Origin of the sequence: Streptomyces sp. NPDC006691 (assembly GCF_042869955.1) — a bacterium.
Lineage (GTDB): Bacteria > Actinomycetota > Actinomycetes > Streptomycetales > Streptomycetaceae > Streptomyces.
This window is the reverse complement of record NZ_JBIAGW010000025.1, coordinates 20,358-32,817: the sequence shown is the minus strand read 5'-3', so window position 1 is coordinate 32,817 and position 12,460 is coordinate 20,358. Positions and strand designations below refer to the sequence as shown.

Genomic DNA, 12,460 nt, shown 5'->3' with positions numbered 1-12,460 from the left:
GGCGCCGGTCCGTGGCGCGAGGGAAGGCGCCCGGGTGGAAGAGACCTCCGGCAGCGACGACGCTGATCAGTAGCCGTACGACGCCGGAGGCGCAGTGGACGTTTCAATGACCCTGTGGGTACTGACCATCCTTGGTCTGTGTGCCCTGATCGCGGCCGACTTCTTCATCGGGCGCAAGCCCCATGACGTGTCGGTCAAGGAAGCCGGCGTCTGGACCGTGGTCTGGATCGTGCTGGCCGCGCTCTTCGGCCTCGGCCTGTTGTTCTTCGGCAACAGCCAGGCGTCGGGCGAGTTCTTCGCCGGCTTCATCACCGAGAAGTCGCTCAGCGTCGACAACCTCTTCGTCTTCATCCTGATCATGGCGAAGTTCTCGGTGCCCTCGCACCTCCAGCAACGGGTGCTGCTCTTCGGTGTGTTGATCGCCCTCGTGCTGCGGGCCGTCTTCATCGCGGCCGGTGCTGCGGTGATCGCCAACTTCTCGTGGGTCTTCTACATCTTCGGCGCGTTCCTCATCTACACGGCCTGGAAGCTCATCCAGGAGGCGCGCTCCGGTGACGAGGAGGAGGAGTTCGAGGAGAACCGCCTCCTGAAGTCCGTCGAGAAGAAGTTCGGCGTCGCCGACAAGTACCACGGCACCAAGCTCTTCGTACGGAACAACGGCAAGAAGATCATGACGCCGCTGATGGTCGTCATGCTCGCCATCGGCACCACCGACGTGCTGTTCGCGATGGACTCGATCCCCGCGATCTTCGGCCTCACCCAGGACCCATACATCGTCTTCACCGCCAACGCCTTCGCCCTGATGGGTCTGCGGCAGCTGTACTTCCTGATCGGTGGACTGCTCAAGAAGCTGGTCCACCTGAGTTACGGCCTGTCGGTGATCCTCGGCTTCATCGGCGTGAAGCTGGTGCTGCACGCCCTGCACGAGAACGGGGTGAACGTTCCGGAGATCTCCATCCCCGTCTCGCTGGGCGTCATCTGCGGTGTGCTGGTCATCACCACGATCACCAGCCTCATCGCCGCGAAGAAGCAGGCGGCGGCCGAGCAGCCCCAGAAGGACAGCATCGGCGCCTGAGCGGCAGCGAGGCGGCCTCCCTGCACCGGGCGGCAGCGAGGCGGCCTCCCTACACCGGGGCCGCCTCCGGCTCCGCCCCGGGACCCGGCTGCGCCACCGGCGCCGGCCGCGTCTCGGGGAGCAGTGCGAAACAGGCCAGGCTCAGCAGCCCGATGCCGGTCAGATAGGTGGCGACACCCCACGGCGGGCCCTCGCCGCGTGACAGCGCCGTGGCCACGATCGGGGTGAGGGCGCCGCCCACGACACCGCCCAGGTTGTAGCCGACGGCGGCTCCGGTGCACCGCACCCTCGGCTCGTACAGCTCCGGCAGATACGCCGCGATCACCGCGAACATCGAGATGAACGCCAGCATCGCGCCCAGGAATCCGGTGAACATCAGCAGGGGCTGGGCGGTACCGAGCAAAGCGATCATCGGGAACATCCACACCACCGTGGCGGCGCAGCCCACCAGACACAGCGGCCTGCGCCCGTAGCGGTCGCCGAGCAGGGCCGCCAGCGGGGTCAGTACGCCCATGATCGCGACGGCGGCCATGATGCAGGTCAGCATCACCGTGCGGTCGACCCCCAGGCGTTCGGTCGCGTACGCGAGCGACCAGGTGGACACCGAGTAGAAGACGGCGTACCCGACCGCGAGGGCGCCCGCGGTCAGCAGCACCAACCGCCAGTGCCCGCGCACCACTTCGAGCAGTGGCAGCTTCACCGGTTCGCCCATCTCGTGGAACTGCGGGGTCTCGGCGAGCGAGGTCCGCAGCAGCAGTCCGCCGAGCGCGAGCAGGCCCGCGCCCCAGAACGGCACCCGCCACCCCCAGTCGCGGAACTGGGCGTCGGTAAGGCCGGCGGACAGGGCGAGGACGATCCCGTTGGCCAGCAGGAAGCCGAGGGACGGGCCGATCTGCGGAAAGCTCGTCCACAGACCGCGCCGGTGGGCGGGCGCGTGCTCGGCCGTGAGCAGCACTGCCCCGCCCCACTCGCCGCCGAGCCCGAGCCCTTGCAGGAAGCGCAGCAGCAGGAGCAGCACGGGGGCCGTGATGCCGATCGAGGCGTACGAGGGCACACAGCCGACCGCGACCGTCGCGAGGCCGGTCAGGGCGAGCGAGGCGAACATGACCGGTCGGCGCCCGTAGCGGTCGCCGATGTGCCCGAAGACGACCGAGCCGAGAGGGCGCGCGAGGAAGCCGGCCCCGAAGGTGCCGAAGGCGGCCAGGGTTCCCGCGAGCGCGGAGAAGGTGGGGAAGAACAGCGGGCCCAGGACCAGGGCGGCCGCCGTGCCGTAGACGAAGAAGTCGTAGAACTCGATGGCGGTGCCCGTGAGGGAGGCGGCCGCGAGGCGGAGCATGGACGGGGGAGCGGGGGACCGCGGGGGAGTGGTGGTGCTCATGATGCGCCAACTACCCGGAGTGATCACGCGTTACGGGGGCGCGCGGGAGCTCGGTGGGCGGCGGGCGGGAGCATGCGTCCACGGCCGATTGTCAGTGGCGGGTGCCACCATCGGGGCATGGACATCTTCGGCGCCCCGAACGGGCCGGTTCCCCAGGCGGAACCGGCGGCGGAGCCCGCCGCCGGCCGGTGGCTACCAGCCGCGCGCGTGCCACTCCGGCAGGTGCGGGCGCTCGTCACCGAGCGTGGTGTCGTTGCCGTGTCCGGGATAGACCCAGGTCTCGTCCGGCAGGGCGTCGAAGAGCTTGGTCTCGACGTCACGGATGAGGCTCGCGAAGGCCTCGGGGTCCTTCCAGGTGTTGCCCACGCCGCCGGGGAAGAGGCAGTCGCCGGTGAACACATGGGGGTGCCCGTGCGGGTCGTCGTAGACGAGGGCGATCGAGCCCGGGGTGTGGCCGACGAGGTGGCGCGCGGTGAGTTCGACGCGGCCGACCCTGATCGTCTCTCCGTCCTCGACCGGCACATCGGTCGGCACGGGGATGCCCTCGGCGTCGTAGCGGCCCGCATAGGTGCGCGCGCCCGTCGCGGCGACGACCTCGGCGAGCGCCTGCCAGTGGTCGCCGTGGCGGTGCGTGGTGACGACGGACGCGATGCCGTCGTCACCGATCAGCGTGAGCAGCGTCGCCGGATCGGCGGCCGCGTCGATGAGCAGCTGCTCGCCGGTGGCGCGGCAGCGCAGCAGATAGGCGTTGTTGCCCATCGCTCCGACCTCCACCTTGGAGATCATCAGGTCCGTCAACTCGTGCACATCGGCGGGACCGCCGGCCTTCACCGCTCCGCTGTACGTCATGGGCTCAGCCTAGCGCCGGGGTCACAGCGGGGGCAGGGCGGGCAGCGCCCCGCCGGTCGTCTTCAGGGCGGCGCCGTCGCGGCGTCCGGCGAGCCAGCCGACGAGGTCCGCGGCGGGGCCGCTCACCTGGACGGGGCCGCCGCCGGCGCCACCGCCGGTGGTCCAGGTGCGGCCGGTGTCGTCGCTCAGGGCGATCGACGGAAGGTCCTTGTGGCCGGTGAACCGCTCGGCGAGGAAGTCGGTCTCGCGGCGGACGAAGTCCTCGGGGAGGTCTTCGAGTTCATAGCCGACCCCGAGGTCCACGTGGTGCAGCTCGACCTCGACGAGCCGGCGGAAGGGCACGCGGGCCGCGGCGTCCGTCACGCCGTTACGCATCTCGACCGTGCGGGACCAGTCGGCGGGCCGCTCGCCCTCTGCCTGGAAACCGGCCGCGCTGTCGCGCACGTCCGCGAGCTGTACGTCCAGCGGGCGGGGCGCGTCGCGCTCGATGTCGGCGTCCCGGGTCTCGGCGCTCGGATACATGGGCCGCCCGGCCAGTACGTTGACGAGCGCGTCCGCGTTCCGTGCGATATGGGCGAGCACATGGCCGCGGCTCCACCCGGGCAGCCGTGACGGCTCGGCGACGGCGGCGTTGTCCAGTGCGGCGGCTGCGGTGAGCAGCCGATCGGTGGCTTCGCGTACAGAGGCCAGGTCGCGCGCGTGATCAATCATGGCGCCGACGATAGCCCCGCCACTCGTCCGGGTGAAGGTGGCCGGACGAGTCCGTAAATCGAATGCACGTGCTATACGCTCGGGAATGGGTTCCCGCTCGGAAGCGTTGGGGAACCTGTCCGGATTCATCCAAGAATCAACGGCATCACCGCGGCGGCCCCCCTAACCTGAGTGGGGGCCCTGCAAGCTCCCTCTCCCTATGAAAGGTGCGGACCGGCGTGGCCGACCGTCTCATCGTCCGTGGCGCGCGCGAGCACAACCTCAAGAACGTCTCGCTCGACCTGCCGCGCGACTCCCTCATCGTCTTCACGGGTCTTTCCGGGTCGGGCAAGTCCTCGCTCGCCTTCGACACGATCTTCGCGGAGGGCCAGCGCAGGTACGTCGAGTCGCTGTCCTCGTACGCCCGCCAGTTCCTCGGTCAGATGGACAAGCCGGACGTCGACTTCATCGAGGGCCTGTCGCCCGCGGTCTCCATCGACCAGAAGTCGACCTCGCGCAACCCGCGCTCGACGGTCGGCACCATCACCGAGGTCTACGACTACCTGCGTCTGCTGTTCGCGCGCATCGGCAAGCCGCACTGCCCCGAGTGCCGCCGGCCCATCTCGCGCCAGTCGCCGCAGGCCATCGTCGACAAGGTGCTCGACCTGCCCGAGGGCAGCCGGTTCCAGGTGCTCTCGCCGCTGGTCCGCGAGCGCAAGGGCGAGTTCGTCGACCTGTTCGCCGACCTCCAGACCAAGGGCTACAGCCGGGCCCGGGTCGACGGCGAGACCATCCAGCTCGCCGAGCCGCCCAAGCTGAAGAAGCAGGAGAAGCACACCATCGAGGTGGTCATCGACCGCCTGACGGTGAAGGAAGGCGCCAAGCGCCGCCTCACCGACTCGGTGGAGACCGCGCTCGGCCTGTCCGGCGGCATGGTCGTGCTCGACTTCGTCGACCTGGCGGCCGACGACCCCGAGCGCGAGCGGATGTACTCGGAGCACCTGTACTGCCCGTACGACGACCTGTCCTTCGAGGAGCTGGAGCCGCGCTCCTTCTCCTTCAACTCGCCGTTCGGCGCCTGCCCCGACTGCACCGGCATCGGCACGCGGATGGAGGTCGACCCCGACCTGATCATCCCGGACGAGGACAAGTCCCTCGACGAGGGCGCCGTCTCGCCGTGGTCGCTCGGCCACACCAAGGACTACTTCGCCCGTCTGGTGGGGGCGCTCGCCGGAGAGCTGGGCTTCCGCACCGACATTCCCTGGGCCGGCCTTCCGCAGCGCGCCAAGAAGGCGCTCCTGTACGGCCACAAGACCCAGATCGAGGTCCGCTACCGTAACCGGTACGGGCGCGAGCGGGCGTACACCACGGCCTTCGAGGGCGCGGTGCCGTTCGTCAAGCGGCGCCACTCCGAGGCGGAGACCGACGGCGCCCGCGAGCGCTTCGAGGGCTATATGCGCGAGGTGCCCTGCCCCACCTGTGAGGGCACGCGCCTGAAGCCCCTGGTCCTCGCGGTCACCGTGATGGAGCGGTCCATCGCCGAGGTCGCCGCGATGTCGATCAGCGACTGCGCGGACTTCCTGGCCAAGCTCAAGCTCAACAGCCGCGACAAGAAGATCGCCGAGCGGGTCCTGAAGGAGGTCAACGAGCGGCTGAAGTTCCTGGTCGACGTCGGCCTCGACTACCTCTCGCTCAACCGGGCGGCCGGCACGCTCTCCGGCGGCGAGGCCCAGCGCATCCGGCTCGCCACCCAGATCGGCTCCGGCCTGGTCGGCGTGCTCTACGTCCTGGACGAGCCGTCGATCGGACTGCACCAGCGCGACAACCACCGTCTGATCGAGACGCTGGTCCGGCTGCGCGACATGGGCAACACCCTGATCGTCGTCGAGCACGACGAGGACACCATCAAGGTGGCCGACTGGGTCGTCGACATCGGCCCCGGCGCCGGTGAGCACGGCGGAAAGGTCGTCCACAGCGGGCCGTTGAAGCAGCTGCTCAGCAACAAGGAGTCGATGACCGGGCAGTACCTGGCGGGCAAGCGGTCCATCCCGCTGCCCGACCTGCGTCGTCCCGTCGACCCCGCACGCCGGCTCACCGTGCACGGCGCGAAGGAGAACAACCTCCAAGACATCGACGTCTCCTTCCCGCTCGGCGTACTGACCGCCGTCACGGGCGTCTCGGGCTCCGGCAAGTCGACGCTGGTCAACGACATCCTGTACACGCACCTGGCGCGCGAGCTGAACGGGGCGCGCAGTGTGCCCGGCCGGCACACCCGGGTGGACGGCGACGACCTCGTGGACAAGGTCGTGCATGTCGACCAGTCGCCGATCGGCCGGACCCCCCGGTCCAACCCGGCGACGTACACGGGCGTCTTCGACCACGTCCGCAGGCTGTTCGCCGAGACGATGGAGGCGAAGGTCCGGGGCTACCTGCCGGGCCGCTTCTCCTTCAACGTCAAGGGCGGCCGCTGCGAGAACTGCTCGGGCGACGGCACGATCAAGATCGAGATGAACTTCCTGCCGGACGTGTACGTCCCGTGCGAGGTCTGCCACGGGGCGCGCTACAACCGGGAGACCCTGGAGGTCCACTACAAGGGCAAGTCCATCGCCGAGGTCCTGGACATGCCGATCGAGGAGGGTCTGGAGTTCTTCGAGGCCGTTCCGACGATCGCCCGTCATCTGCGGACGCTGAACGAGGTCGGGCTCGGGTACGTCCGCCTCGGGCAGTCCGCGCCGACCCTTTCGGGCGGCGAGGCGCAGCGCGTGAAGCTCGCCTCGGAGCTGCAGAAGCGGTCCACGGGCCGCACGGTGTACGTCCTGGACGAGCCCACCACGGGGTTGCACTTCGAGGACATCTCGAAGCTGATCAAGGTGCTTTCGGGCCTGGTCGACAAGGGCAACTCGGTGATCGTCATCGAGCACAACCTGGACGTCATCAAGACGGCGGACTGGGTGATCGACATGGGCCCCGAGGGCGGCAACGGGGGTGGCCTGGTCATCGCGGAGGGCACGCCCGAGGAGGTCGCCTCCGAGCCGGCCAGCCACACCGGGAAGTTCCTGCGGGACATTCTGGGGGCGGACCGGATCAGTGACGCGGCGTCGTCGCCGGGGCGGAAGTCCGCGAAGCGGGCGCCGGCGAAGAAGGCGGTGTCGGCGAAGAAGGCGGCGCCGGCCGCGCGGAAGGCGGTCTCGGCGGCCGCCACGAAGAAGGCTGCGCCGGCGAAGAAGGCGGTTCGGGCTCGCAAGGCCTGAGCTTTGCCCCTCCCCGCCCCTTCCCTAAACCCTCCGGGGGCGGGAGGGGAAGGGGCGGGGCGCTGCTCTGGGGCTGCGCCCCAGACCCCCTTGAGGGGCCTGCGCCCCTCGCCCCCGCGGGGGCTCTGCCCCCTGCACCCCGGTTCGGGGCTCCGCCCCGGACCCCGTATCGCGCCTAAAGGGCGCTCGTCCTCAATCGCCGGACGGGCTGAAAATGCCTCGGTGCGGGCCCGTACCGGTCAGCCGGACGGGCTGAAGCGCCCAATGCGGGCCGGCACCGAGGTCTTTAGGGGCGCGGGGAACTGCGCGACCAGCCACGCACGGCCCGCAGCCGAACAATAGGGACCCACGGGACGGCTGGCGGGCCGTACCGATCAGCCGGCCGGGCTGAAGCGTCGACGCTGGCCAGCATCAGGCATTCAGGGGCGCGGGGAACTGCGCAACACCCCACGGCGAGCCCGCACCCAACCCACCCCGCGGCCGCCGGTCCCCGCACCAAGCCGAGGTCCGCCCCCGCCCGGCTGAGCCGCACCAGATCCGCCCCCGCGGCCAGCGGAGCCGCACCAAGCCGAGGTCCGCCCCCGCCCGGCGGAGCCGCACCAGATCCGCCCCCGCGGCCAGCGGAGCCGCACCAAGCCGACGCCCGCCCGCGCCCTGCGGAGCCGCACCAGACCCGCCCCCCCCCCCGCCCGGCGGAGCCGCACCGCGGCAGTGGCCGAGGGCGGTCAGGAGGGTAGGCCCACCTGAGCCGACGTGGGGGGCTGCGCCCCCTCCCGTGCGCAGGTCAGGGCCGCGGCCTTCGCCGCGTACCGAAGGACGCGGGGCCAGTCCGCCGTCGCCAGGGCGGACACGGACCGAACGTGGTGCAGCAGCGCCGCGTTCACCGTGTCGCCCGCCCCGATCGTGTCCACGACCTCCACCCGCTCCGCGGCGACCGCGTGCACCGCGCCGTCCGCCGTGTACGCCGTCAGGCCCGACGAGCCGCGCGTCACGACCACCGCCGCCGGGCCCGCCGCCAGCCACTCATCGGGCGTGCCGCCCAGCCACTGAGCGTCCTCCTCCGAGAGCTTCAGGAGGGAGACGTACGGCAGCCAGCCCCGGAAGCGGGCCCGGTAGGCGTCGGGGTCGGGGATCAGGGCGGGGCGGATGTTGGGGTCCAGGAGGGTGAGCAGGCCCCGCGCCGACTCCCTGCGCAGCAGGGCCGCGTAGGCCGTCGCGCCCGGTTCGAGGACCAGGGAGCAGGTGCCGAGGGCCAACGCCGTTGCGGCAGGCGGGAGTTGAGGGGGGAGGGTGAAGAGGCGGTCCGCGGTGCCGTCCGCGTAGAAGCCGTAGCCCGCGGAGCCGTCCGGCCCCAGCGTCGCCACGGCGAGCGTCGTCGGCTCCGGGCCGCGCTGCACGAGGGACGTGTCCACCCCGGCCGAGCGCAGCCCGCCCAGGAGGGCCTCGCCGAAGCCGTCCGTGGAGACCCGCGAGCAGAACGCGGCCCCCGCGCCGAGCCGGCCCAGGGCCACCGCGGTGTTGTACGGGCCGCCCCCGGGCCGTGGCGAGAGCGGCCCCAGCGGATCCTCGGGATGCTGCGGGACCAGGTCGATGAGGGACTCTCCGGCGACGACGATCACGGCCCAGAACGTAACCCATCCCACGCCCGCGCGGGCAGCCCGGCCGCAGGGTGAGCCCCGGCGCGGGGTGGCCGATCTGCGCCGGTATCGTCGATGACGCAACCCGGGTCGGTTGCCGCGGCCGGCTCGGCGTGCGGACGGCCGCACCCCGGACAAGACCAGTGATCAGTGGAGACAGCCCATGACCGGCCAGCCCGCCGCCCGTCGTACCGTGCTGAAAGGCGCCGCCCTCGCCGGGGCCGCAGGGGTCGGCGTGGCCGCCTGCTCCACCGACTCCAAGCTCGGCCACGCCGAGACGCCCACCCCCACCGCCCCCGAGCCGCTCGGCACGCCGGACGCCGTGCCCGTCGGCGGCGCCAAGCTCTACCGCGAGCAGCGCGTCATGGTGTCCTGCCCGGCGAAGGGCGAGTACAAGGCGTTCAGCGCCCAGTGCACGCACGCCGGCTGCCTCCTGGAGAAGATCGAGGACGGCCACGCGAACTGCCCCTGCCACGGCAGCCGCTTCAACGTGATGACCGGCAAGCCCGTGCAGGGCCCGGCCACCGTGCCGCTGCCCTCGGTGCCGGTGAAGCTCAAGGACGGCCAGCTGGTGGCGGGCCCCGACGCGTAACCCCGCCGGGCCGGGAACTCACTCCCAGTCCCAGTCGATCCCCAGGATCCCCGGCCGCACCCCCTGTTCCACCAGGTGCACCGAGCGGTGCCGCCCGCTGAGCGTGAGGTCGCTGCGGCCTGAGCGGGTGGCGCCCGTGGACGTCTGGGCGAAGCGTCGGCAGCGGGCCGGCAGGGCCTGTTCGTCGAACCGCACCTGGAGCACGTACTGTCCGCCGGCGAAGGCGAAGCCGCGTACGTACTCCCGGCTGGGGCCGCCCGTGCCGTCCTCGAAGCCGTACCCGAACAGGTAGGTCTCGCCGGCCCGCAGCCGGGTGTCGAAGAGCAGCTCCGCGACCAGGACGCCGGTGGTGGCGTCCCAGCGGACCCGGCCGGTGCGGCAGTTCTCGCCCGCGCGCACCTCGACCCGGGCCGGATCGCAGCCGGCGTCCCCGCGGTGGATGGCGAGATAGCGGTCGACGCCGTCGCGATGGGCCCGTACGACGTGCTGCGAATCACGGCCGCGCAGTTCCCGGGCCGCGCCGATGCGGATGCGTTCGTGGTGACCGACGGTGTGCAGACCGCCGTCGACCGGCGTCTCCAGACCGGCGATCAGCTGCTCCACCACTCCCGAAGCCTCGACGAGCGAGCGGTACGAGCGCCCGGCGGGCCGCTCGACGTCGGCCACCGTGGCGTCGTCGAGCAGCCGCAGCAGGGAGTTCGCGGGCAGGCCGAGCACCTCTTCGAGGCCGCGCACCGCGCGCAGCGACTCCGGGCGCTGCGGCCGGCGCGCGCCCTGCTGCCAGTAACTCAGGCTGGTGACACCGACTTTGATGCCGCGTCCGGCCAGATGGTGCTGGACGCGCTGGAGCGGCAGGCCCCGTACGGAGAGCGCGGCGCGCAGCGCCAGGTGGAAGGGGCCGGTGTGCAGCGCCTGCTTCAGGTCGGCCTCGGAGTGGAGCATGGGGGACTCCTCAGTGAACGTTCACGGTGGGGGGTGGACGCCGGGCGGCGACAGGTCGGGGAAAACCTGGTGGCGGGAGGGGAGTTGTTCACATTCCGGCCACCGCGTTCACACCCGCGTCTCACCCCGCATTGAAGCGCGTTGACCTGTTCTCGACAACGGCCGATGCTCGATCACAAGCGTCCGGACGCGATCCTCCACCATCCCCAACCCCCCACCCCGCCATGGGAGGAACGCGATGCGCAGCAAGAAGAGACGGCTGTCCGCCCTCACCCTCGTGGTGGCGGCCCTGTTTGCCGCCCCCACGGCAACGGCCGCCGCCGCCCCGCACCACGACAAGCCGGTGCCCGCCGCAGCCGCCGCGGCGAACTCCAAGCGGCTCAACATCACCATGCAGTCCCAGCAGAAGGACAACTGGTGCTGGGCCGGCAGCGGAAACACCATCGCCACCTGGTTCGGCCGCAACTACACCCAGAACCAGTTCTGCAACGCCGCGTTCGGCCGGGCGCAGGGCTACGACTGCCCCAACTGGCAGGCGGATCTGGGAAATGTGCAGAACGCCCTGAACTGGGCCGGCATCAACTCCGGCTCCTACGTGAACGGTTGGCTGCGCTACTCGACCGTGCAGACCGAGATCAACGCCAACCGTCCGATCGAGACCCGCATCCAGTGGTCGAGCGGCGGCGGTCACATGCATGTCCTGTACGGCTACGACGACGCCAGCAGCTGGGTGTACTGGGGCGATCCCTGGCCCTCCAGCACCCGCTACAACTGGGCCTCGCACGACTGGTACGTCAACAACAACTCCTTCTCCTGGACCCACTCGCTGTACCGGATCGGGGCGTGACGACGATGAAGTTGACCCGCCTCGCCTCCACGGCCGTCGTACCCGCCGTCCTCGCCGCGTCGCTCGTCGGCCTCGCGGCCCCGGGCGCGTTCGCCGACCAGGCACCGCTCGACTCCGCCGATTCCAGGGCCGCGGCCCGCCAGGCCGCGTCCGCTCCCGCCACCCTCGACACGCTCTCGCGCTTCTTCGCGCGGGACGGAAAGGTCGCGCTCAAGGCCGCCGCCCCGCACATCGAGGGCGACGCGGTGCCCGTCTACACGCTCTCCCCGGGCTTCGTCGCGGGGAAGCCGGGCGCCCCCGTCGCACAGCTGGAATACCTCGCCTCCACGGCCGTCTCCTCGGACGGTCAGAAGGCCTCGCTGTGGACCGTCAAGCAGGGTTCGTCCTGGCAGGTGGTCAACATAGCCACCGGCGACGACGAGTCCCGTTACGCGGCGGCCGGCGCCGCGAAGCTCCCCGGCGGCACGGTGTTCCAGGAGCCGCAGATCAACGCCTGGTACGTGGAGAAGGGCAGCAAGGTGCTGCCGCTCGACGAGGACGCCGTCAAGGCGGTCGGCGCGAACGGCACCACGCTCGCCGCCTACCGGAAGCGCGTCGCCACGGCGTACGGGGACAAGCTCCCCGGCTCGGTGTACGACCGCTCGGGGAAGGCGGGCGGCTACGCCGAGACGGCGGCGGAGACCCGGGCGCAGGCGGCCCAGGCCGCGGCCGTCGCGGCCCGGCACGATGACGGCTCCCCGATGCTGACCGCCACCGTGGCGGGTGCGGGCACGCTGCTTGTGCTCGGGCTGATGGGGGCGGCTGTGCGGCGGCGCCGCGCGGCTGAGCAGGCCTAGCCCTGGGCCGGTGCGGGGTCCCGACGGCGTGCCCCCGCACCGGCCCACCTCCCGGCCGCCGCCCCCGTCCCGGGCCGGCCCCTCACGCAGTTCCCGCGCCCCCTTGGCCGGCTGCGTCTGCGTCTGCGGACCGCGGGGGCCGTTCGCGCAGTTCCCCGCGTCCCTCATGACCCGGCCTCGTCCGTGCACCGTGCGTGGCCCCTGAAAACCCCGTGCGTGAGCCGGCCCGGGCATACCCAGCCCGTCATGGGGTCCCCCCTGGCCCATAAGGCCTTGGGGGAGTCTGAGGACGAGCGCCCTTGAGGCGCGATCGGGGTCCGGGGCGGAGCCCGCAGGGTTCGGCGGGGGGACGCCCCGGGGACG

At 71.4% G+C, this 12,460-nt stretch carries 10 protein-coding genes; 5 read left to right on the top strand and 5 right to left on the bottom strand.

The window, feature by feature from the left end; genetic code table 11:
• Positions 1–94: 94 nt before the first annotated feature.
• The gene (locus ACFYNP_RS34195; protein ID WP_388415476.1) at positions 95–1,075 is read left to right on the top strand and encodes a TerC family protein; all 981 of its coding nucleotides are present in this window, start codon (positions 95–97) and stop codon (positions 1,073–1,075) included.
• A 49-nt stretch (positions 1,076–1,124) separates the two neighbouring features.
• On the opposite strand, the gene ACFYNP_RS34190 is transcribed toward ACFYNP_RS34195, so the two are convergent.
• The 3 genes from ACFYNP_RS34190 to ACFYNP_RS34180 all read right to left on the bottom strand — a co-directional run bounded on the left by ACFYNP_RS34190 (position 1,125) and on the right by ACFYNP_RS34180 (position 4,013).
• Positions 1,125–2,411, bottom strand: a complete 1,287-nt coding sequence (locus tag ACFYNP_RS34190) for an MFS transporter (RefSeq protein ID WP_388791140.1) — start codon at positions 2,409–2,411, stop codon at positions 1,125–1,127.
• A gap of 234 nt (positions 2,412–2,645) precedes the next feature.
• On the bottom strand, positions 2,646–3,302 hold the full coding sequence (locus tag ACFYNP_RS34185) for an MBL fold metallo-hydrolase (protein ID WP_100574444.1): 657 nt from the start codon (positions 3,300–3,302) through the stop codon (positions 2,646–2,648).
• 21 nt (positions 3,303–3,323) lie between these two features.
• Positions 3,324–4,013 carry a maleylpyruvate isomerase family mycothiol-dependent enzyme gene (locus ACFYNP_RS34180; RefSeq protein ID WP_388791068.1) on the bottom strand — a complete coding sequence of 230 codons (690 nt, stop codon included), beginning with the start codon at positions 4,011–4,013 and terminating at the stop codon, positions 3,324–3,326.
• A gap of 218 nt (positions 4,014–4,231) precedes the next feature.
• Here ACFYNP_RS34180 and uvrA point away from each other — a divergent pair, with 218 nt between their 5' ends.
• On the top strand, positions 4,232–7,243 hold the full coding sequence (uvrA, locus tag ACFYNP_RS34175; RefSeq protein WP_388415482.1) for an excinuclease ABC subunit UvrA: 3,012 nt from the start codon (positions 4,232–4,234) through the stop codon (positions 7,241–7,243).
• A gap of 725 nt (positions 7,244–7,968) precedes the next feature.
• Here the strand turns inward: uvrA and ACFYNP_RS34170 are convergent.
• Positions 7,969–8,862, bottom strand: coding sequence for a carbohydrate kinase (locus ACFYNP_RS34170; RefSeq protein WP_388791066.1), 894 nt, complete (start codon positions 8,860–8,862; stop codon positions 7,969–7,971).
• A 181-nt stretch (positions 8,863–9,043) separates the two neighbouring features.
• Here ACFYNP_RS34170 and ACFYNP_RS34165 point away from each other — a divergent pair, with 181 nt between their 5' ends.
• Positions 9,044–9,472: a Rieske (2Fe-2S) protein gene (locus tag ACFYNP_RS34165; protein ID WP_161244424.1), complete on the top strand. Its 429-nt coding sequence runs from the start codon at positions 9,044–9,046 to the stop codon at positions 9,470–9,472.
• Positions 9,473–9,490: 18 nt separating this feature from the next.
• On the opposite strand, the gene ACFYNP_RS34160 is transcribed toward ACFYNP_RS34165, so the two are convergent.
• The gene (locus ACFYNP_RS34160; protein WP_388415487.1) at positions 9,491–10,414 is read right to left on the bottom strand and encodes a hypothetical protein; all 924 of its coding nucleotides are present in this window, start codon (positions 10,412–10,414) and stop codon (positions 9,491–9,493) included.
• Between the two features lie 238 nt (positions 10,415–10,652).
• On the opposite strand from ACFYNP_RS34160, the gene ACFYNP_RS34155 reads away from it, so the two are divergent.
• Both ACFYNP_RS34155 and ACFYNP_RS34150 read left to right on the top strand, forming a co-directional pair.
• A complete protein-coding gene (locus ACFYNP_RS34155) occupies positions 10,653–11,261 on the top strand; it encodes a papain-like cysteine protease family protein (protein WP_388791064.1) in 609 nt (202 codons plus the stop codon).
• A 5-nt stretch (positions 11,262–11,266) separates the two neighbouring features.
• Positions 11,267–12,097 carry a hypothetical protein gene (locus ACFYNP_RS34150; RefSeq protein WP_388791138.1) on the top strand — a complete coding sequence of 277 codons (831 nt, stop codon included), beginning with the start codon at positions 11,267–11,269 and terminating at the stop codon, positions 12,095–12,097.
• Positions 12,098–12,460 lie beyond the last annotated feature (363 nt).

Excerpts from the sequence above, each read along its gene's own strand:
- ACFYNP_RS34190 (WP_388791140.1), bottom strand. The coding sequence starts at position 2,411 with ATGCTCCGCCTCGCGGCCGCCTCCCTCACGGGCACCGCCATCGAGTTC.
- ACFYNP_RS34185 (WP_100574444.1), bottom strand. The coding sequence starts at position 3,302 with ATGACGTACAGCGGAGCGGTGAAGGCCGGCGGTCCCGCCGATGTGCAC.
- ACFYNP_RS34180 (WP_388791068.1), bottom strand. The coding sequence starts at position 4,013 with ATGATTGATCACGCGCGCGACCTGGCCTCTGTACGCGAAGCCACCGAT.
- ACFYNP_RS34165 (WP_161244424.1), top strand. The coding sequence starts at position 9,044 with ATGACCGGCCAGCCCGCCGCCCGTCGTACCGTGCTGAAAGGCGCCGCC.
- ACFYNP_RS34160 (WP_388415487.1), bottom strand. The coding sequence starts at position 10,414 with ATGCTCCACTCCGAGGCCGACCTGAAGCAGGCGCTGCACACCGGCCCC.
- ACFYNP_RS34155 (WP_388791064.1), top strand. The coding sequence starts at position 10,653 with ATGCGCAGCAAGAAGAGACGGCTGTCCGCCCTCACCCTCGTGGTGGCG.
- ACFYNP_RS34150 (WP_388791138.1), top strand. The coding sequence starts at position 11,267 with ATGAAGTTGACCCGCCTCGCCTCCACGGCCGTCGTACCCGCCGTCCTC.